This is a genomic window from Paenibacillus sp. FSL K6-2862 (assembly GCF_038005125.1).
GTDB lineage: Bacteria > Bacillota > Bacilli > Paenibacillales > Paenibacillaceae > Paenibacillus > Paenibacillus illinoisensis_A.
This window is the reverse complement of sequence record NZ_JBBOSN010000001.1, coordinates 4,561,170-4,579,582: the sequence shown is the minus strand read 5'-3', so window position 1 is coordinate 4,579,582 and position 18,413 is coordinate 4,561,170. Positions and strand designations below refer to the sequence as shown.

Here is an 18,413-nt window from a genome sequence, read left to right as displayed (position 1 = left end):
CACATGGTTCTAAAATGGTTCAATCGCCTGATTTTGTTGGTGTACGCGCTGCTGATTATCGTGCCGCTGTACTTCGTATTTGTATCCTCATTCAAAACAAGCAGCAACTTCTTCACCAGTCCATTCAGCTGGCCTGATCCGTTTACCTGGGATAACGTTACGGGCATGTTCCGCAATCAGCCGATGTGGCAATATTTCGGCAACAGTCTTGTCGTGACACTAGGTACGGTGGTGATTGAGCTGCTGCTGAGCAGCATGATTGCCTATGCCATTGTTCGCTGGGGCGGAAGCGTGGGGAAAATTGTGTTTGGGCTGTTTGTGGCTGGGCTTATTGTTCCTTCCCAGGTCAGCATGCTGCCGATCTACTCCCTTACACGTACGCTGGGATGGTCGGACAGTCTGACGGGCCTGATTGTTGTATCGGCCGCCATGCTGATGCCTGTCTCCGTATTCATGCTGACGGGTTTCATGCGCATGCTGAATGCCGAGATTCTGGAGGCGGGAAGCATGGATGGGGCAAGCGAGTGGCGCCTCTACACACGGATTGCGCTTCCACTGGCAGCACCTTCCCTTGCGGCTACAGCTACGTTCCTGCTGGTCATGGTTTGGAATGATCTGCTCATTCCGATGCTCATGCTCAGCAGCAAGTCCAAATTGACGTTACCGCTGGCACTTATGCAGTTCCGCGGGGAGTACGTGACAAACTATCCAATGATGCTGACGGGAGTACTGGTGACGGCCATTCCGATGATTGTGCTGTTCATTTTGCTCCAGCGTTATTTTGTTGCAGGTCTGACAGCGGGTTCACTCAAGGGGTGAGCTATTGGAAAGTGAAGTGAAGAAGAGCGTATTTTTCATTGATTTCTGGATCATTCTGCATAATAATGGTTTAGTGTCAGAATGACTACATAGAGATCAAGGAGCTATCGTTATGACTAAACTGGAAGTGTTGCGGAATCCCAAGCAGCGCAAGCTGCTGTTCAGTGCCGGGATGAGCTGGCTGTTTGATGCAATGGAAGTCGGCATGATCTCCTTCATCGTGGCAGCTCTTGCCAAGGAATGGAGCCTCAGTCCCGGACAAGTCGGTGTGCTGACCAGTATCAACTCCATCGGGATGGCGCTCGGTGCATTGCTTGCGGGTGCACTCGCTGACCGTTTTGGCCGTAAGGCCATTTTGATGTGGACCCTGTTAATCTTCACCATTGCGAGCGGTCTGTCTGCACTGGCGACGGGCTTTGCCGTACTGTGCGTACTGCGCCTGATTGCTGGAATTGGACTTGGTGGCGAGCTGCCTGTAGCCTCCACACTGGTATCAGAGTCCATGCCGACGGCAGAACGCGGTCGTGCCGTCGTGCTGCTGGAGAGTTTCTGGGCTGGGGGCTGGATTGTATCGGCACTCATTGCCAACTTTGTCATCCCGGAATACGGCTGGAGAATTGCATTTGCCATTGGTGCCGTTCCGGCATTCTACGCGCTGTATCTGCGCCGTGTCATTCAGGACCCGCCGCGTTACAAGCAAAACAAGACCATCCGGAAGACGACGTTCCGGGAGAAAGTGGCTGCAGTCTGGTCTGCTCCGCATCGCCGGACAACCATCATGCTCTGGATCTTGTGGTTTACGGTGATTTTCTCCTACTATGGCATGTTCCTGTGGCTGCCTTCCGTCGTGATGGCCAAAGGCTTCACGCTGGTCAAAAGCTTCCAGTACGTGCTGATTATGACCTTGGCACAGCTGCCAGGTTACTTTACAGCGGCTTATTTTATCGAGCGGTACGGGCGTAAATTCGTCCTGGTCGTTTATCTTACACTGACGGCAGTGAGTGCGATTGCTTTTGGTTTGGCAACTACCGAAGCGGCAATTCTCACCGCAGGCATCTGTCTGTCTTTCTTCAATCTGGGGGCATGGGGCGGTCTGTACGCGTATAGTCCGGAACTATATCCAGATTCGGTTCGTTCAACAGGTGTGGGTCTTGCCACATCGGTGGGCCGCATCGGGGGCGTACTTGCTCCATTGATGGTCGGCATGCTGGTTCAGCGTGATGTGGCCATCAGCCTGATTTTCACGATTTTCTTCGTGACGATCCTGATTGGCGCAGCGGCTGTACTGTTCCTCGGCCGGGAAACGAAGGGTCAGGAACTTGCAGAGTAGATGTAAATAAATACAAGCGCAACTTTTGTGCGGGTCTGCCTGCCTACGGAAATGGAGGCTGGACAAGCGGCATAAGGTTGATATAAGAAGAGGCATAGCCCTGACATGACCATGGGCTCATGCCTCTTTTTGCTATATTCAAGGCCCTGTTTTTCATGCTCCATCGGTCCGATAGACGGCACTTTGGCGATATCCTATAATGACACTCGGGATGTCCATAAGGGAGGGTTCAGGGGGAAAAGTGGGGTCTGGACTCAGAATAATGGAGGTTAATTGAATCATGAAAAATAGTATTAAAATGGATCAAACGAATACAATGGCTAAAAAGCATAAGGTGAGTGGAACGAAAAGTGCCAATGAACTGATCAGGGCCTATAAGTTAGAATTAAGTAAAATTGCGGGCAACATGGAACCGATCACCGTGAGTCGGGCAGTAACTCATCGGAGGGGGAAAAAGGCTGGCAAAAGAGCAGGACGAGTCAGTGTACTACTCAGTGCCTTTGCGATTGCTCTTGGTCTGACGATGGCAGCTCCATCTGCGGGAGCTCAGAAGCTGGAGCAGGGCGTTCAAAGTGAGCATGTGCTGCAATTGCAGGAGCAGTTGCGGGATCTGGGATACTTCAAAGCCGGATTGACCGGATATTACGGTTCCATTACCAAAAGCGCTGTACGCAAATTTCAGCAGGCTCAGGGCCTGAGCGCGGATGGGATTGCAGGTCCGGCGACACTGAATAGGCTGAACAAAAAGGCCAGAGCCGAAGGTGAGACGCTGCGCCAGTTGGCGAAGCTAATTCACGGTGAGGCGCGCGGGGAATCCTTTGAAGGACAGGTTGCTGTAGGGGCGGTCGTTTTGAATCGGGTGCAATCCAATGCATTCCCGTCATCCATCCCGCAGGTGATTTTTCAGAAAGGGCAGTTCACTGCAATTGATGATGGTCAGTTTAATACAAAGCCGACGGCTACCTCTTATAAGGCAGCACGTAAAGCTTTGAATGGTGCTGATCCGACGAATGGTGCGCTCTATTATTACAATCCGAAGATCGCAACTTCGCTATGGAGCAAAAGCAGGCCGACTCTCCTGACGATTGGGCAGCACGATTTTACGAGATGAGGTTGGTTGTGGCTTTAGATAGAGCCAATACATTTTCTTAATAAAAACAAGGAACCCCAGCTGTGTATTCTGCTCTTCTGCAGGTACGTGGTTGGGGTTTAACAATGATGTTATCGCGGACAAATGATATCTTGGCATTGAAGTAAATATGAGTTTATTTTTATTGTTGGACCGCGAAAGGAATACTTAACGAAGTAGGCTCTACAATGGTCTCTCCGGTGTCATAGTCATAGATTTTGTTGAAAACCAATTCAATGGATTCCAGCTTGTCTGGATCATCTGTATATACGAAACCATACCCCATATTATCCATGACTATGCCGTCATATTGATGATAGACATAAGGTTTCCTCATGAAATTACGATCTGCTGAGATGGGTTTACCCGTGCTCGGATGGATTGAATTCAACCCGTAAAATCCGATATTTTGATCCGTTGTATTTTCTACACTGTAGACCATTTTAATATAAGTCATATCAGGACCGATATCTTCTTGGTTCAGAATTGAAATGTTTTCTCGGGAATCCTCAGGAATCTCACGAGCCTCTAATAATTGAACATCCATAATATGAATCGTTAATGGACCGAATTCAATACTTTGCTTCAGAGGGACAGTCTTTAACAATTTGAGTTGTCCGCCGTAATCAAATGTACCTGTATCTCCGGGTTCGGACAGAAGCGGTGATGGTGCACTTTCAAAAAGCTTGTCCTGAAGATCGCTGGCGGCTTGCTCAAATTGATTATAGTCTGGCTTAAGTCCTTTGTATGTTTCTTCAGCGCGAAAAGGCTTTAAACCGGATTCCAAGACAAACTCAGAATCAGTAGGGTGAGGCTGTAAGGAGTTGATTTCCAGTGGTGTAGATGTGACTTCATTGGAGCTGCCAGAACCGCCCAAAAGTGCGAGAGCGAGCAGTAAATGAAAAACAAACATAAAAAGCGGCACCCTTTCTCTTTGGAAAATAGCAATTCAAATACATCGTATATAATCATAACAAAACATCTTATGGTGACCATGAGAATATGGGCCCAACTTCAGCTAATAGCATATTGATAAGTTCTTGCTTTGGTTTAGTAGCAAGGGCCTATGCCAGACAGAGGAGGTTCAATCGATTGTTCATTTCGAGATGTAACCTAGACTACAGTCATTTCCGTTCCAAGTTATTCTACTAAGATTCGAGAGGAAAATATGCTTCACCATTGGATTCGCCTGTCCAATCCTGTACAATGGATAACGATAAAAACAACGGTAGATTAAGGATGGATCAGCACGATGAGAATTATCATATCACCTGCCAAAAAGATGAAGATCGATACCGATCTGATGACCAGCGCGCAGATGCCGCGTTTTATAAACGAGTCAGAACAACTGTTGAGTGTGCTCCAAAAGTTATCCTATGACGAGCTCAAGGCATTATGGAAGTGTAATGATGCAATCGCCGAACAGAACATGGAACGTATTCAAAATATGAATCTAAAAGCCAATCTTACGCCAGCCATCTATGCCTATGAGGGCATTCAGTATCAGTATATGGCAGCGGGTGTTTTTCAGCAGGAAGAATTAGCGTATCTGGAGCAGCATTTGCGTATATTATCCGGTTTTTATGGCATGTTGCGGCCTTTGGACGGGGTTACACCTTATCGGTTGGAGATGCAGGGCAAGCTGCAAGGTCCGGGTTTCAGCTCGCTCTATCATTTTTGGGGCAGCAAGCTCGCAGATCAACTTCAATCAGAAAGCAATTGTATTTTAAATTTGGCTTCTAAAGAGTACAGCAAAAACATCATTCCTTTTCTGAGCGAGGAAACCCGATTTATCAATTGTGTATTTGGACAAATGGTCAATGGGAAGATGGTTGAAAAGGCAACCCGGGCGAAAATGGCTAGAGGTGAGATGATACGGTACATGGCAGAGCGTAAGATTACAGATGTGCAGAAGATCAGAGACTTTGATCGGCTAGATTTTGTTTTCTCCGAAGAGAAGTCGGATGAGAGTAATTATGTATTTATATATCCACAGGAGAAATAGCGGAAATTCATAGGTCAACGGGATGTGCGCTGCAACTCAAAAGCCCCCTTCACCAACACCAGCTAATTTGGCTGGCATCGTGAAGGGGGTTCTTCTTTAAACGGTTACATTTTACTACACATGTGCACTCAACTTACATGTTTTTAATCTAACTCAAAACTACATACCAACTACCGCGCCCCAATATTTGTACCAGATGGCGTACCCGAGCCAATCAGATCACTGCCTGCAGCAAGCTTCAGGAAATTACCCAGTACTGGCGTCCCATCGCTACTGCGAGTTACAGATGGTACAAGGGAGACAAAGTCGTCTGCACTCGCGAGCAGGCCTTTGTCATTTACGCTCTTTTTGTTTTTCCACCAGACGTTGGTGCTGCTGACGTCCGTTCCGCTTGTTTTGTCACTGGCGCCGCCCTGGAAGGACAGGTTGTTGGTGAAAAGATGGGTGCCTACGTCGAAGGCAAAATTGCTTTGGCCGTTGTTCCAGGACGTGTTGTTTTTCATCTGAATGGAACCGGGATTACTGTTGTACGTGAAGCCATGTTTTTTATTATTAAAGGCAATGCTGTTTTCCACAATATGATTCACGGCAATTTTCTCGCCGCCCAGCTTGAAGCCGTTACCATCACTATCGGTGGTGGATGTACCGTCGGAAGTAGCGCCGTTGGCGTACGCAATACTGTTACGAATCGTGACCACACCGATAGCACCCGTATCTGTTTTACTGTACAGATCCCATCCATCATCCACATTGTAGGCTGCAATGCAGCCATCGAAGAGGTTGCCCGGGCCCACAGTCAATTTCGCGGCAAAACCGTCTGCATCCTCGCCGTTATCAGGATCATAATTGTCGTGAGAGTAGGAGCGGATGATTTCATTGTAAGCAGGCCATTCGCTCTTGGCTGCGGTCGAAGCATATCGTCCCAACTGAATTCCTGTATCCCGATTATGATGAGCCTCGATCTGCTCCAGACGGTTGTAACTGCCCCCGATAAAGATCCCGTTATCGCCTGCCCCTTTCACTTCGAGCCCTTTAACAAACCAGTAATCCCCGAACATTTGCAAGCCCCGATTCGTGGACGCAAAGGCTTGGCCCGAGAAATCGAAGACAGGCTTTTCCGTTCCGTAAGCAACCAGATTTTTGGGCTGTCCAGACGTGCCGCTGTTGCCGCGCTCAATCGTAACGGTTTCCGAGAAATTATAGGTTCCGCCGCGCAGAAAGATGGTTTTGCCCGGAGCGATTTGGGTCAGTGCATTCGCAAGTGTAGTCGGGCTTGCCAGCGTTCCCGGGTTGTTTGCTGATCCGTTAGGAGCGACATATAAATCACCAGCAGCGAGTGCAGCAGGAGTTGTTGCGGCTGACTGTTCAGACGAATTTTGCACACCACTCTCCGTAAATTCCATCGCACCAGCTAATCCACCACCTAATAGCAATAGAGGAAAAGCGGTACTCAAACACAGATAAGCCATTTTCGATTTCCATGAACGTTCAGAGCGTACAGATGGATAATTAGAAACAGAAGGGAACCATTTCATTGTGAAACCTCCTTGGTTAATGGGATAGTGCATTTCGGTAAGGCACAGATTCATCGTAAAACGTGTAAGCGTTATCAACAATAATCATTTCATTGGGTCACCTATACAAGCCGGTATGTCAGACGTCGAGGTCACAAGTGTTGCTATTTAAAAAGTGATGCATAATCCTTACATTGGCTAATCGCCTTAATTTAACGAGCAATCGTCTGAAATGAACGCGGGGAAGGGGTCAACAGGATGACAAAATGGCATGAAAACAAGGTTGATCCACTGAAATGAACCTGGACTACATTAAACTTGGAAAGGTCAGACTTGAGTGGAAAAGTATTTGTTCATGGGTATAACTCAAAAAGCCCCGATAGCAGCTGCTTTAGGCAGATGGACTATTGGGGCATTGGCCATATAGCGGTCAGATCCAAGATAAATTTCGAGTACGGTACTACGTGCTAATCTCTTCTGTCACCAGCTGTCCTTGTTTCGACTTTTAGTAGGGATCAGCTTCATGACTGCGCCGGGATGCTTCTTCCGCGCTTGGTTCATGTTTTGGCTGAACCGTTGCACTGTCATCGGTCGGCACAGAGGCCAGTCCTTCAGCTACACGACGACCGTAGTCGGCATCGGCCTGAGTGAAGTGTGAGATCATGCGTTCTCGAATGTCCGGTTTACATTTGGAGAGTGCACCAACCAGGTTGCTGACCAGTTCCTCTCGCTCCCAATCTTCAAACGCCCGGTATGTATCACCGGCTTGACCGAAGTCGTTAGGACGTGGAATTTTCTCCCGAACCAGATGACCTTCAATAAGAGGTTCATGCTCCTTGCCGCGTGGAGCTGCTTCGGACAGACCCCCCAGAGAAGAAGGCTCGTAGTTCACATGCGGGTTCTGTCCTGGCGCACGATCAACTTTGTACTGCATCTGACCACCGCTTTGGTTGGTGGCTACGCGATTTTTGGGAGCATTCACAGGCAGCTGCAGATAGTTCGCTCCAACCCGGTGACGTTGGGTATCCGAGTAGGAGAAGGTACGCCCTTGCAGCAATTTGTCATCCGAGAAATCCAGCCCGTCCACGAGAACCCCTGTGCCAAAAGCAGCTTGTTCCACTTCGTTAAAGTAATCCTCAGGATTGCGGTTCAAGGTCATTTTTCCAACAGGCAAAAACGGAAATTGCTCTGGTGGCCACAGCTTGGTCGGATCGAGTGGATCGAAGTCCAGCTCTGGATGTTCCCCGTCTTCCATAATCTGAACACACAGCTCCCATTCCGGGTAATCGCCCTGTTCAATCGCATGATACAGATCCAGGGTGGCATGGTTGAATTCCTGTCCCTGAATCTCGCTGGCGTCTTTTTGCAGCAGGTTCCGTATCCCTTGCTTCAGTGGTTCCCAGTGATATTTAATGAGCACGCCCGTGCCTTCTTGGTTTACCCATTTGTATGTATTGACGCCCGATCCCTGCATTTGACGATAATTGGCCGGTATTCCCCATGGAGAGAAGAGGAACGTAATCATATGGGTAGCTTCAGGACTAAGCGAAACGAAGTCGAAAAACCGCTCCATGTCCTGTGCATTGGTCAACGGGTCCGGTTTAAAGGCATGTACCATATCCGGGAATTTCAACGGGTCACGAATGAAAAAGATTTTCAGGTTGTTGCCAACAAGATCCCAGTTGCCGTCTTCGGTATAAAATTTCACAGCGAAGCCGCGCGGGTCACGGAGCGTCTCTGGCGAATGCCCACCATGGATTACCGTTGAAAAACGGACAAATACAGGGGTTTGTTTGCCTTTCTCCTGAAATAGACGAGCACGTGTATATTTGGATACAGGCTCATCACCGGCTGTGCCGTACGCTTCGAATATGCCATGAGCACCAGCACCGCGTGCATGTACCACCCGCTCAGGAATACGTTCGCGGTCAAAATGCGTAATCTTTTCGAGAAAATGATAATTCTCCAGCGTAGTCGGTCCCCGGCTGCCGACGGTTCGGACATTCTGATTGTCCGTGATGGGATGGCCCTGACGATCCGTTAAAGTCTCTGGAGACGTGTCTGGGGAATGCTCTGAGTGTGAAGAATGATGATTCATGGAGCACCGCCTTTCCTTTTGATGGATTCGAATATATATTTTCCCTGGATCCTTGTTCTATACATTCCTTGTGGTAAAAAAAGCTTGTCACTTACCCCATGGCGTGAGATAATTAACTTTTGCCCAGCGGCCTTTTTTGAACGGAAAATGTTAAGGACCGCTTGTATAAGAATGGAGGCTGACCAAGGATTGTCTACACAACGTTATCCTTTTGCATATGACCCGGCAGAGCCCTTTGTATCCCGTTTGGGAGAGTGGGTGGCCGATGTTTTCTATGATATTTTGCCTGAGTCCGGCTTCGAGGTACGGGATGAACAGATTTTTATGGCGTACCAGCTCGAACGGGCCTATGGAGATAAAAAGACCATTATGGCTGAGGCCGGTGTAGGGACAGGCAAGACGTTAGTCTACCTGCTCTATGCGGTCTGTTATGCACGTTATACGGGCAAACCGGCAGTGATTGCCTGCGCCGATGAGTCATTGATTGAACAATTGGTGAAGCCGGGCGGAGATATTGCGAAGCTGGCTGAACATCTGGATCTTCAGGTGGACGCACGTCTCGGTAAATCACCAGATCAATACGTTTGTTTGAACAAATTAAGTGCGGTAAGATTCGCGGATGAGGATGCGCCTGTCATTGAAGAAGTGCATGAGAGCCTGCCTGATTTCGTGAATACACCTGGAACGCTTCAGGCTTTCTATCCCTATGGTGACCGCAAACAGTATCCGCATTTGAACGATCGCCAGTGGAATAAGATCAACTGGGACCCATTCCAGGATTGCTTTGTTTGTCCCAAAAGACAGCGCTGCGGCCTGACGTTATCACGTGATCACTATCGCCGCTCCAAGGACATCATCATCTGTTCCCATGACTACTACATGGAGCATGTGTGGACCTATGAGGCCCGCAAACGCGAGGGACAGCTGCCGCTGCTGCCTGATCACAGCTCGGTTGTCTTTGATGAAGGGCATTTGCTGGAAGAGGCCGCGCTGAACGCACTCAGCTACAAACTGAAACACCGCATCTTCGAGGAACTTGTAACCCGGCTTTTGGAAGGGGAGATTCGCGAAACCCTTGCAGAACGTGTGGACGAAGCCATTGAGAGCAGTGAGCGACTGTTTAGACTCCTTGATACGTATACGGTGGCGATTCCAGGCTCAGAACGGAAGGAAGTTCGAGTTGAAGCCCCGCTGCTGCGTGAAATTGAACGTCTGACCAGTGTGCTGGATGCGATTGGGGAAGAGCTTGTATTTGAGAGCGGGTTGTTCTCGCTGGATGGGTATCAGATGCGGGTAGTGGAAGAACATCTGGATATGATCCAGACGGCATTGTCTCTGTTCCGCAAGGAAGATGGCTATATCTGCTGGGCGGAAGAGAATGAGGACGAGACGACACTGTCCATCATGCCTCGCACGGTAAAAGAAATCCTGAACGAGCGCGTGTTCAATACCGGGATTCCAATTGTATTCTCGTCGGCAACCTTGTCTGTGGACAATTCCTTCCGTTATGTGGCAGACAGTCTGGGGATTGATGATTTTGTATCATTCTCGGTTGCTTCTCCATATGACTATGCAGATAAAATGCAGATGAAGATTACAGATCAAGCTGTACCAGGTCACCCGGAGAACGAAAATCGGATGCGAGATGCTGTGTCGATGCTTCAGGAAAGTGGCGGCCGTGCACTTATTCTGTTCCGTACCATGGAAGAGCTGCGAACGTTTAAACAGGACATCATTCATGTTCCGGAAGCACAGGGACTGCGATTCATGTACGAAGGTGACCGGGAGATCAGTGATCTGATTGCTGCGTTCCAGCAGGATGAGGAGAGTGTGCTGTGCTCTGTCAATCTGTGGGAGGGACTGGACGTTCCGGGCCCTTCATTATCCAATGTCATGATCTGGTCGCTCCCGTATCCTCCGCAGGATCCTGTATTTAATGCTAAACGCAGTGCATCGGCGGCACCGTACGAAGAGATTGATCTTCCATACATGCTGCTGCGCGTGAAGCAAGGTCTGGGACGTTTGATTCGCACAAGCAGTGACTCGGGTTCTGCAGTCATTCTCGATGAATCGCTGTATACCAAAAAGGAAGCCAAAGACCGCATAGCGGCCCTGCTTCCCAAAGGTGTGGAATGGACCACGTTGACACACTGATTGGTTTAGTTACATGTTCTTAAAATGATTGCTTATCGAAATAAGTTCTTGTTCTCTGCGGATGAATCATCTGTAGGTGAGCAAGAGCTTATTTTTATTTTGATATGATATTGAGGGTGCCTGGAGTGGAGTTTCCCTTACTCCTAGCTAAGCGTGTAGCAGGCTCATGGAGCAAGTGAACGCAAATAGGCTGCCCTTAGTCAACATGATGACTTAAGAGGCAGCCTTTTTTAGGAGTACAGATTATATTGTGTTAAAAAATACCCATGCTCAAATACCGTTCCCCGGTATCCGGCGCAATACAGAGCACTCGGTGGCCTGGTCCCAATTCTCGCGCAATGCGCAGTGCGGCCCAGGCCGAAGCACCAGATGAAGGGCCGAGCAGCAGCCCTTCCCGGGCAGCAAGCTGCCGCATTGTATCCAGTGCATCCTCATCGGACACCTGGATAATGGAGTCCCACACGTCGGTATTCAGAATGTCCGGTATGAACCCCGGACTTGTACCGACGAGCTTGTGGGGACCGGGCTCACCGCCGGAGAGCACGGGTGAACCTTTGGGCTCCACCGCATAGATCCGGATATCCGGCAGCTGCTTGCGCAGCTCTTCACCGGTTCCAGTAATGGTGCCGCCTGTGCCCGCTGTTGCAATAAAAGCATCCAGCTTGCCCTCCATCTGCTGCATAATCTCGGGAGCAGTCGTAACCCGGTGAATGTCCGGATTGGCCTGATTCTCGAATTGCTGAGGAATGAAGCTGCCCGGAATGTCAGCGTGAAGCTCTTTCGCTTTGCGGATAGCCCCAGGCATCCGTTCAGCCGCAGGAGTGAGTACGACATCTGCGCCATAGGCTTTCAGAATGTTGATTCGCTCCTTGGACATATTGTCTGGCATGACGAGAATGGCCTTATATCCTTTGGCGGCTGCATTCATGGCGAGACCGATGCCGGTATTGCCGCTGGTCGGCTCGATGATGGTTGCTCCGGGAAGCAGCAGCCCAGCCCGTTCAGCCTGAATGATCAGATTGTAAGCAGCACGGTCCTTGACACTGCCGCTTGGATTGAAATATTCCAGTTTGACATATACGTCAGCAGAGTCGCTGCCTGTGAGCCTGTTTAGTTTTACAGCCGGCGTCTGTCCGATCAACTCGGTGACATCTGCCGCAATGCCTGTATATCTAGTGGATGGTTGGTTACCCGAATTCAAATTCATGAAGTACAACTCCTTGAGTAATGAGACGTCTGAGGGAATTTCTAATTATAGAGTCTGTTCGCCTTAGTATAGACGACAGGCTTTTTTTGTTTTAGAAAGAATTCATTTCACGTCTAATATAGGTTCATCGTTGATAACGATAACGTTCCATTCCATCTTAATGAACCCGGCCACTCCGGGTCAACCTGTATTCCGGTACAAGCTACATGCGCTGCGTCAGATCAATATGCAGATGTCGGCTGAGTTCTTGCTTGACTTCATTACGCGCGAACGTCCAGAGCATGTAGAACCGCTGCCAATATCCCCTGCACAGGTAGACGGTTTCGATGCCATCCTGTTCACGTTTCTCCTCAAGAATTTTGACTCCACGTTTCCGCATCTGCTGCCGAACTGCCAGCATTTCTTGAAGTACCTGATTTTGAATGCGGGTCAGGGATAGGACGTACACCTCGGGCATTTTCAGCAGAAGTGAATCCAGGGTGTGAATATCCCGTTCAAGCACATCCAGCAGCAGGGTACCCACGACAAGGCTTTTAACCAATCGGTGGTCTTCATCTGCAGGGGATGGGGCGGAAGAGGAGGATGACATACATTCACTTCCTTAACCTTGAATTCGAACATATATATTTACAGAACATGTGTTCTTATATTATAATCAATATATGCAATGATGATACGGAATACAACAAGAAAAAAATGGGATTGGGCTTTCAGCAGGACCATGTACATTTCATTATGGGGATGATTGATCAGGACAAGCATACTCCAAATTTTAGGTATAATTTTTGGGTTATGCAGGAAACCTAAGAGCGTAAGAAATGGCCTAATGCAATTGCAGGACTGGATTCTTAAGCTTTCCGAGGTTAGTGGGGAGAGGTGTTCTTTTCCGGTTGGTTGGTTTAATTGCGGGAGAATGGCCGACAAAAAAGCCCCTGCCTTGGGAGGCGGGGCTTGTGACGTACTGCCGATATCAGCGGCAGAATTGAGAACAATGCATAGAAGTTAAGCTAAATATTGAGGTTTCTCGTACAAAGCTTCTTTTTCCAGGATGACCTTATAAGGTCGTTCCTTCCCCTTAAGCGAGGGGCCGATCGTGATTAGCGGGACGGCCGGTTTGTGGAAACGATCTTCTTCCTTAGGTTCCGGAACCGGTCGTGATGATTCGGGCGCAGAGCTGAGGCGTACCTTTTTTTCGCTGCCCCAGCGCTTGCTTATTTTTTTCATTTCCGGTTTCATTCCGGTTCGCCTCCTAACAAATCGTTGATGGCGTTGAACAGTTGACGATTCTGTAGGTCAATCTGTTGAAATACCGCCTCATCCGCATCTATATGTCCAATAATATGAACCGTAATCACATACCTCTTGGCTACAGGATAGCATAGCAGATATTCTTTCTCAAGGTAATCGTCATACAGGTTAATCTTGATTTTATTTTCACGGTAAGAATCAATGACCAGAATGCGCTTTGGGTCATCTGGCTCTTTGTCGTCATTGGCAGACAACTCATATTTTCTCCCCGGTTCCCCTACATTACCACATAATTGCTCGATATAACCACTGTCATCTGTACGGTATATGGCTGTACCACGTACTGCGAATGGAGGATGGGACACAAATGCCGTACGAAGGGCATCACTCATTCGGTCGAGCATGACGGCATCCGCTTTGCGAACCCGCAGCAACTCTCTGAAGAACCTCAGAAGCTTTAGCAATTGCAGCCGTGCTTCTCCTTCAGTTACTTTATGCTGATTGATGATTTTCTCCAATTCTGGATCTACCCATCGTCCTTGTTCCTCTATACTGTCAGCAATTTTGGAGCATGCAACCGACACAGCTGGCGCCCACTTGCCATCAGAACGAATCTCATAGACCAGTGGATTCAAACCAAGAAGATCGGTAGGCATACGTAATCCCTCGATTTTTGCAGCATCCTTGATGTCTGTAATATCCTCCGGAAGAATGAAAAAAATACGCTTTCGTCCCAAACGGCCCATAAACAAACCCATTTCCAGCATTGTATTATCCCTGACAGATGCATAGTACTTCCCGCGAATTTTGGATATATCATCCGGATGAAAAATAAAAATGGCAAAGTCCGTCGTGCGCACCTCTGTTTCCAGATCGTCCATCGTATAGCTGCTTGGATTGAAAACACCGGAGTACCAAGGAGTAACTTCGGCTGAGAAACGCAAATTTTCGTGTACTGCGGCTGCAATCGGCTTCGCTTCCAGCGAGCAGCCAATAAAGACTCTTGGCTTCAATGTTTTCATCAATCCGCCTCGCTTAAACGGTAGTGGGAATCAATTGTTATATTATACCATAAAAAGCAGAGTAAGTCTGGAAAACGTCCACGCTGGTCAAGAATGAGCCGATTTTCGTTTGCTATAGTGTATGTGAAAGCTCTCGATGATTCCTTCAAAATTCGCACAAAAATAAAAAATGGCCCCATTTTGTCACAGTTGGGTGACTGACAGTTATATTCGCAATCATCGGTCATAGAATGAAGGAGCAGGTTGCACCATTAGTAAGCATTGATTGTCCTGGTGTGGCTGTTTGCCTGCTGGAGCCGCCCAGAGCATGCTTTATGCGCATTTTTGAAGGGTCTGCTGTTTAGACCCGTCCATGTCGGTGTTATATAATAGAAGAACAAGCAAGTTAGCTATAGCAGTTTAAACTGGATAAAAGAAATTACATGTTTTTATCAGAGTGTCATTTACACGGAACGAAGAGTGCAGAACCCATCTGGAGAAGCGAAGCGCTCGCGTTTATCACCGAATTTTTCCCTTAGGAGAAGGGAATCAAAAAATTCCGGGATAACAGCGATCGGAAGAGGGGGCTGCAATCGAAGTGGTTAAGTGTAAAGTTTATGCGTCAAACGTGTGATGTTCGTCAGTTTAATTGAAGTAGCTAACCACAAACAGACAGAAAGGATCAGGATACCATGAGTTCCCGAAGGACAATCTCCCCAAGGACGATCTGGAAACGTTACGATCTCTCATACACTTAGCGCCCCTTGTAGAGTAAACCAACCGTATTCAAAAAAACGGCTGACTCTGCGAAAGAGGGGATTGGAATGAATATTCGAAGGACAAATACGATGATTTCTTCCAGGCTTGCCTTTTGCAGGGTACGGTCGGTCTAAAAACCAACCTACAAACTGCGAGGGAACCTGAATGAAGAGAACATCGTTAACCAAACAACACATTAAGGCTGAGGCGGGAAAACTCGCCATCATGCTGCTCGGTACTTTTATTTTGGCATTTGCTTACTATCACATTAATTTTCAGAATCATTTATCGGAGGGCGGATTTGTCGGTCTGGCCCTGCTCGGAAAATACGCAACGGGGTTATCGCCTGCCATTGGCATGCTGTTACTCGACATTCCGGTCATGATCCTGGCCTGGTTCATCAAGGGCTGGAAGTTCATGATTCAGGCGCTGATTGGCGTAGGCGCATTTTCCCTGTTCTATGACGGCTTTGAGCGATACTCGACATTGCAGATGTCATTCAACGGAAACCTGTGGATTCCGGCTGTCCTCTCCGGCATATTGACGGGTGTAGGGGCAGGGATCGTGCTCCGATTCGGCGGAGCGACAGGCGGAGATGATATTCTTGCCGTGCTCGTTAGCCGCTGGAAGGGATGGAAGCTGGGAACCGTTTTCTTTGTCAGCGATGCGTTTGTACTGGGCTTATCCCTTTTCTTTCTTCCGGTAAAAGAAACTTTATATACCATTCTGGCCGTGTGGATTGCCAGCAAAGTCATTACGTACGTGGTCAGTGTTCCGGTACGCCGGACCGTTACGACCTCAGCTGTGAAGGTATCGATGCCTTCGGCAGCCAAGGCGGTGACTGCTCCTGCATCACGGACTTCGGTGGCGAGAGGAGTAACACATTAAATGAAAGTAACCAAAAAGTCCTTTTGACTGCCTGAGCGGCAGTCAAAAGGACTTTTTTTGTTGCTTTATACACTGAGAAGCTGTTTTTATATGGATCACATTCAGAGTGATGCAAAAACCTGTCAGGGTTTGATGGAAGAAGCGATCTGTCCATCCTGGTTGTGAATAATAGCCCGAATGTTCTGCTCACCGCTGATTTCCTTGGCGGCATCCACCGCTTCAGATTTGGTGTCAAACGTGGATACATATTGGGATTGGCCTTCTTCCTTAATAGCCCAGCCCGAATCCGTGGGTACGACGTGAATATTGTCATGGCTTTTGGAAGAGGAGACGGGTTCTGAATGGCGACGTTTAGAAGCTGAACCGCTACCATCAGATGATCGGCTCGAATCCGTTGAACCCGCTTCAGGATGGTTCTCATCCCATTCTTCGGCTTTGGCAGTGGCTATCGCTATTGCGCGTCCTTCCTCATACCCGTCATCCAGCAGGGCATTGGCGATTTCAACCGCCTTATTTCGGATACGGGGCTCCAGATTTTTCATGGATACCGGGTAATCATTCTTATTCCAAGGCATGCCTGAATCCCTCCTATAGAGTAATCATGGTTAGTTGTATATTACCCTATGGGAGAAGGGATAAACGACAAAATGGACAGGCTGTGAAGGGGGGATGATTTGTCATACGGGGATGGTATTCCTATACTATTGCAAGCTGGAGGGGTATAATGCTGTCACATGTACAAAAAGTCCAATACAGGAAAATAAAAGGAGTATAATCGTATGTTCAGTTTAAGTCTGGCTATTCCGATGCTGTTTACCATGCTTATTCATGCTGCAGACAGCCTGTCTTATGCGCTTCGTCTTGGCGGGCTAAGAACCCGAAGAATTGCGCTGGCCCTTTCCTTGTCGGGGATTCTGCTGCTGGTATCGCGTACATCGAACATGGCTCAGGGACCGATGGTAGGGAATCTGGTGGATACCGCAACAAGTGGAGGGAACTCACATTTTGCCGTGCAGCTGCACTGGCTGATGGGGGCGGCAACAGCAGGAACCGCCATGGCCATATTGTGTTTTCCAACGATGGTGAAGCTTGCTTCCAGAATGGTTGTGCATTTTGAAGCAGCGGGGTCCATTCCGGCGATGGTACGCGGGTTGCTGAACGGCACCAAAATCAGAAACGCAGCCCACTATATTACGCTGCCTTCCTGGAAGATGGCTAAGCGGCTAGTGCAGCATGGAATGCCAAGACGTTTAATGACGCTTAATGTAGCGGTGACAGCCATTTATACGACGGGTGTATTATCCAGTTTGTACGCAGCTTACCTGTATCCAGGGCAGGCAGTGGCTGCCTCCCAATCGACAGGGCTGATTAACGGAATTGCGACCATTTTGCTAACGATCCTGATCGATCCGCGAATTTCCCTGCTCAGTGACAAATCCCTGCGAGGCGAAATCCGTTTGGACCGAATGAATCAGATCTATGGCTGCATGCTGGTATCCCGTTTATTCGGCACGCTTGTGGCCCAGCTGCTGCTCATTCCATTTGCATACTGGATCGGCTGGGTCGTCAGCTGGATGTGAAGAAGTAAATGGAACAGGACATCAGGGGAGTGATGCTGCGCAGAACACGTTAATCCTCTGTTGTCCTGTATGTGCGCATGTGAACCCATTCGATAAAAGGCAGCGTAACCATGGAAAGTCCGAGCAACGATAATAGCAGGAGGCTTGGCTTTTCATGGACACATTGATCTATACCAACGGCCACCAGTATGAACAGGGTCAGAATAAAATATCCCACCTTCGAGCTCTGCTCCGTAATGCGTCTGCCCAGTTCCTCATCCTCACGCACCCCATCCCGATCCTCTTTGGTGCCCCAAGTTAGGGCTGACAGGAATAGGATCGTAACTGCACCAAGTGAAGCAATATCGTTCAATCCAATGTCCTTTCCTGCTGCAGTACGATAAATAACGGTAGCAAGCACAATAAATGCTGCAGCACCTGTAAGTGTCATTTTCCAATGCTTTATTTTCATTCTGAATTCTTCCTTTCGTACTGAAATAACTGCTCGATGGTGACCTCAAGCGCCTCGGAAATGGCAAAGGCGAGCGGAAGGCTGGGGTCGTATTTGTCATTCTCTATGGCGTTAATGGTTTGTCGGCTGACGTCACACAACTCGGCGAGTTTGCCCTGGGATATGCCCAGCTCTTCACGCAGCAGCTTAATACGGTTTTGCATGAATCAACCTCTTTCCTTGCTCCTAGG

18 protein-coding genes are annotated in these 18,413 nt (G+C 48.4%); 7 read left to right on the top strand and 11 right to left on the bottom strand.

Translation table 11 applies throughout. The features are described 5' to 3' along the window. Positions 1–3: 3 nt before the first annotated feature. Together MHB82_RS20670 and MHB82_RS20665 are read left to right on the top strand one after the other, a co-directional pair. Entirely contained in the window at positions 4–819 is an 816-nt protein-coding gene (locus tag MHB82_RS20670; protein WP_341175719.1) for a carbohydrate ABC transporter permease, read from the top strand. 112 nt (positions 820–931) lie between these two features. Continuing rightward, complete coding sequence (locus MHB82_RS20665; RefSeq protein WP_095359327.1) at positions 932–2,149, top strand: MFS transporter; 1,218 nt, start codon at positions 932–934, stop codon at positions 2,147–2,149. Positions 2,150–2,302: 153 nt separating this feature from the next. Here MHB82_RS20665 and MHB82_RS20660 read toward each other — a convergent pair whose 3' ends face one another. After that, positions 2,303–2,431 (bottom strand): hypothetical protein, encoded by a 129-nt coding sequence (locus MHB82_RS20660; RefSeq protein ID WP_341175718.1) that lies wholly within the window; start codon positions 2,429–2,431, stop codon positions 2,303–2,305. A 241-nt stretch (positions 2,432–2,672) separates the two neighbouring features. On the opposite strand from MHB82_RS20660, the gene MHB82_RS20655 reads away from it, so the two are divergent. Further along, complete coding sequence (locus MHB82_RS20655; protein WP_445671268.1) at positions 2,673–3,260, top strand: cell wall hydrolase; 588 nt, start codon at positions 2,673–2,675, stop codon at positions 3,258–3,260. 160 nt (positions 3,261–3,420) lie between these two features. Here MHB82_RS20655 and MHB82_RS20650 read toward each other — a convergent pair whose 3' ends face one another. Beyond that, a complete protein-coding gene (locus MHB82_RS20650) occupies positions 3,421–4,191 on the bottom strand; it encodes a hypothetical protein (RefSeq protein ID WP_341175716.1) in 771 nt (256 codons plus the stop codon). Between the two features lie 339 nt (positions 4,192–4,530). Here MHB82_RS20650 and yaaA point away from each other — a divergent pair, with 339 nt between their 5' ends. Beyond that, the gene (yaaA, locus tag MHB82_RS20645) at positions 4,531–5,283 is read left to right on the top strand and encodes a peroxide stress protein YaaA (RefSeq protein ID WP_341175715.1); all 753 of its coding nucleotides are present in this window, start codon (positions 4,531–4,533) and stop codon (positions 5,281–5,283) included. A 170-nt stretch (positions 5,284–5,453) separates the two neighbouring features. Here the strand turns inward: yaaA and MHB82_RS20640 are convergent, their stop codons facing one another. After that, positions 5,454–6,686 carry a right-handed parallel beta-helix repeat-containing protein gene (locus MHB82_RS20640; protein ID WP_341176673.1) on the bottom strand — a complete coding sequence of 411 codons (1,233 nt, stop codon included), beginning with the start codon at positions 6,684–6,686 and terminating at the stop codon, positions 5,454–5,456. 616 nt (positions 6,687–7,302) lie between these two features. Then, the gene (locus MHB82_RS20635; RefSeq protein WP_341175714.1) at positions 7,303–8,895 is read right to left on the bottom strand and encodes a catalase; all 1,593 of its coding nucleotides are present in this window, start codon (positions 8,893–8,895) and stop codon (positions 7,303–7,305) included. A 189-nt stretch (positions 8,896–9,084) separates the two neighbouring features. Between MHB82_RS20635 and MHB82_RS20630 the strand changes: the two genes are divergently transcribed. Further along, on the top strand, positions 9,085–11,049 hold the full coding sequence (locus MHB82_RS20630; RefSeq protein ID WP_255247896.1) for an ATP-dependent DNA helicase: 1,965 nt from the start codon (positions 9,085–9,087) through the stop codon (positions 11,047–11,049). Between the two features lie 253 nt (positions 11,050–11,302). On the opposite strand, the gene cysK is transcribed toward MHB82_RS20630, so the two are convergent. From cysK to MHB82_RS20610, 4 genes are all read right to left on the bottom strand, one after another. Then, positions 11,303–12,256: a cysteine synthase A gene (gene cysK, locus MHB82_RS20625; RefSeq protein WP_095359322.1), complete on the bottom strand. Its 954-nt coding sequence runs from the start codon at positions 12,254–12,256 to the stop codon at positions 11,303–11,305. A 202-nt stretch (positions 12,257–12,458) separates the two neighbouring features. Continuing rightward, complete coding sequence (locus MHB82_RS20620; RefSeq protein ID WP_095359321.1) at positions 12,459–12,845, bottom strand: hypothetical protein; 387 nt, start codon at positions 12,843–12,845, stop codon at positions 12,459–12,461. Positions 12,846–13,258: 413 nt separating this feature from the next. Continuing rightward, positions 13,259–13,492, bottom strand: coding sequence for a hypothetical protein (locus MHB82_RS20615; RefSeq protein WP_095290332.1), 234 nt, complete (start codon positions 13,490–13,492; stop codon positions 13,259–13,261). Beyond that, positions 13,489–14,526, bottom strand: coding sequence for a nucleotide-binding protein (locus tag MHB82_RS20610; RefSeq protein WP_095359319.1), 1,038 nt, complete (start codon positions 14,524–14,526; stop codon positions 13,489–13,491). Before MHB82_RS20610 ends, MHB82_RS20615 begins: the two co-directional genes overlap by 4 nt. 903 nt (positions 14,527–15,429) lie before the next feature. On the opposite strand from MHB82_RS20610, the gene MHB82_RS20605 reads away from it, so the two are divergent. After that, on the top strand, positions 15,430–16,152 hold the full coding sequence (locus MHB82_RS20605; protein ID WP_341175713.1) for a YitT family protein: 723 nt from the start codon (positions 15,430–15,432) through the stop codon (positions 16,150–16,152). Between the two features lie 122 nt (positions 16,153–16,274). Here MHB82_RS20605 and MHB82_RS20600 read toward each other — a convergent pair whose 3' ends face one another. Then, positions 16,275–16,727 carry a DUF2188 domain-containing protein gene (locus tag MHB82_RS20600; protein ID WP_095359317.1) on the bottom strand — a complete coding sequence of 151 codons (453 nt, stop codon included), beginning with the start codon at positions 16,725–16,727 and terminating at the stop codon, positions 16,275–16,277. Positions 16,728–16,931: 204 nt separating this feature from the next. Between MHB82_RS20600 and MHB82_RS20595 the strand changes: the two genes are divergently transcribed. Continuing rightward, positions 16,932–17,732 (top strand): lipid II flippase family protein, encoded by an 801-nt coding sequence (locus MHB82_RS20595; protein WP_341175712.1) that lies wholly within the window; start codon positions 16,932–16,934, stop codon positions 17,730–17,732. A gap of 49 nt (positions 17,733–17,781) precedes the next feature. Here the strand turns inward: MHB82_RS20595 and MHB82_RS20590 are convergent, their stop codons facing one another. Further along, complete coding sequence (locus tag MHB82_RS20590) at positions 17,782–18,183, bottom strand: hypothetical protein (protein ID WP_341175711.1); 402 nt, start codon at positions 18,181–18,183, stop codon at positions 17,782–17,784. Next, on the bottom strand, positions 18,180–18,386 hold the full coding sequence (locus MHB82_RS20585) for a helix-turn-helix transcriptional regulator (protein WP_095290343.1): 207 nt from the start codon (positions 18,384–18,386) through the stop codon (positions 18,180–18,182). Before MHB82_RS20585 ends, MHB82_RS20590 begins: the two co-directional genes overlap by 4 nt. Positions 18,387–18,413: the final 27 nt, after the last annotated feature.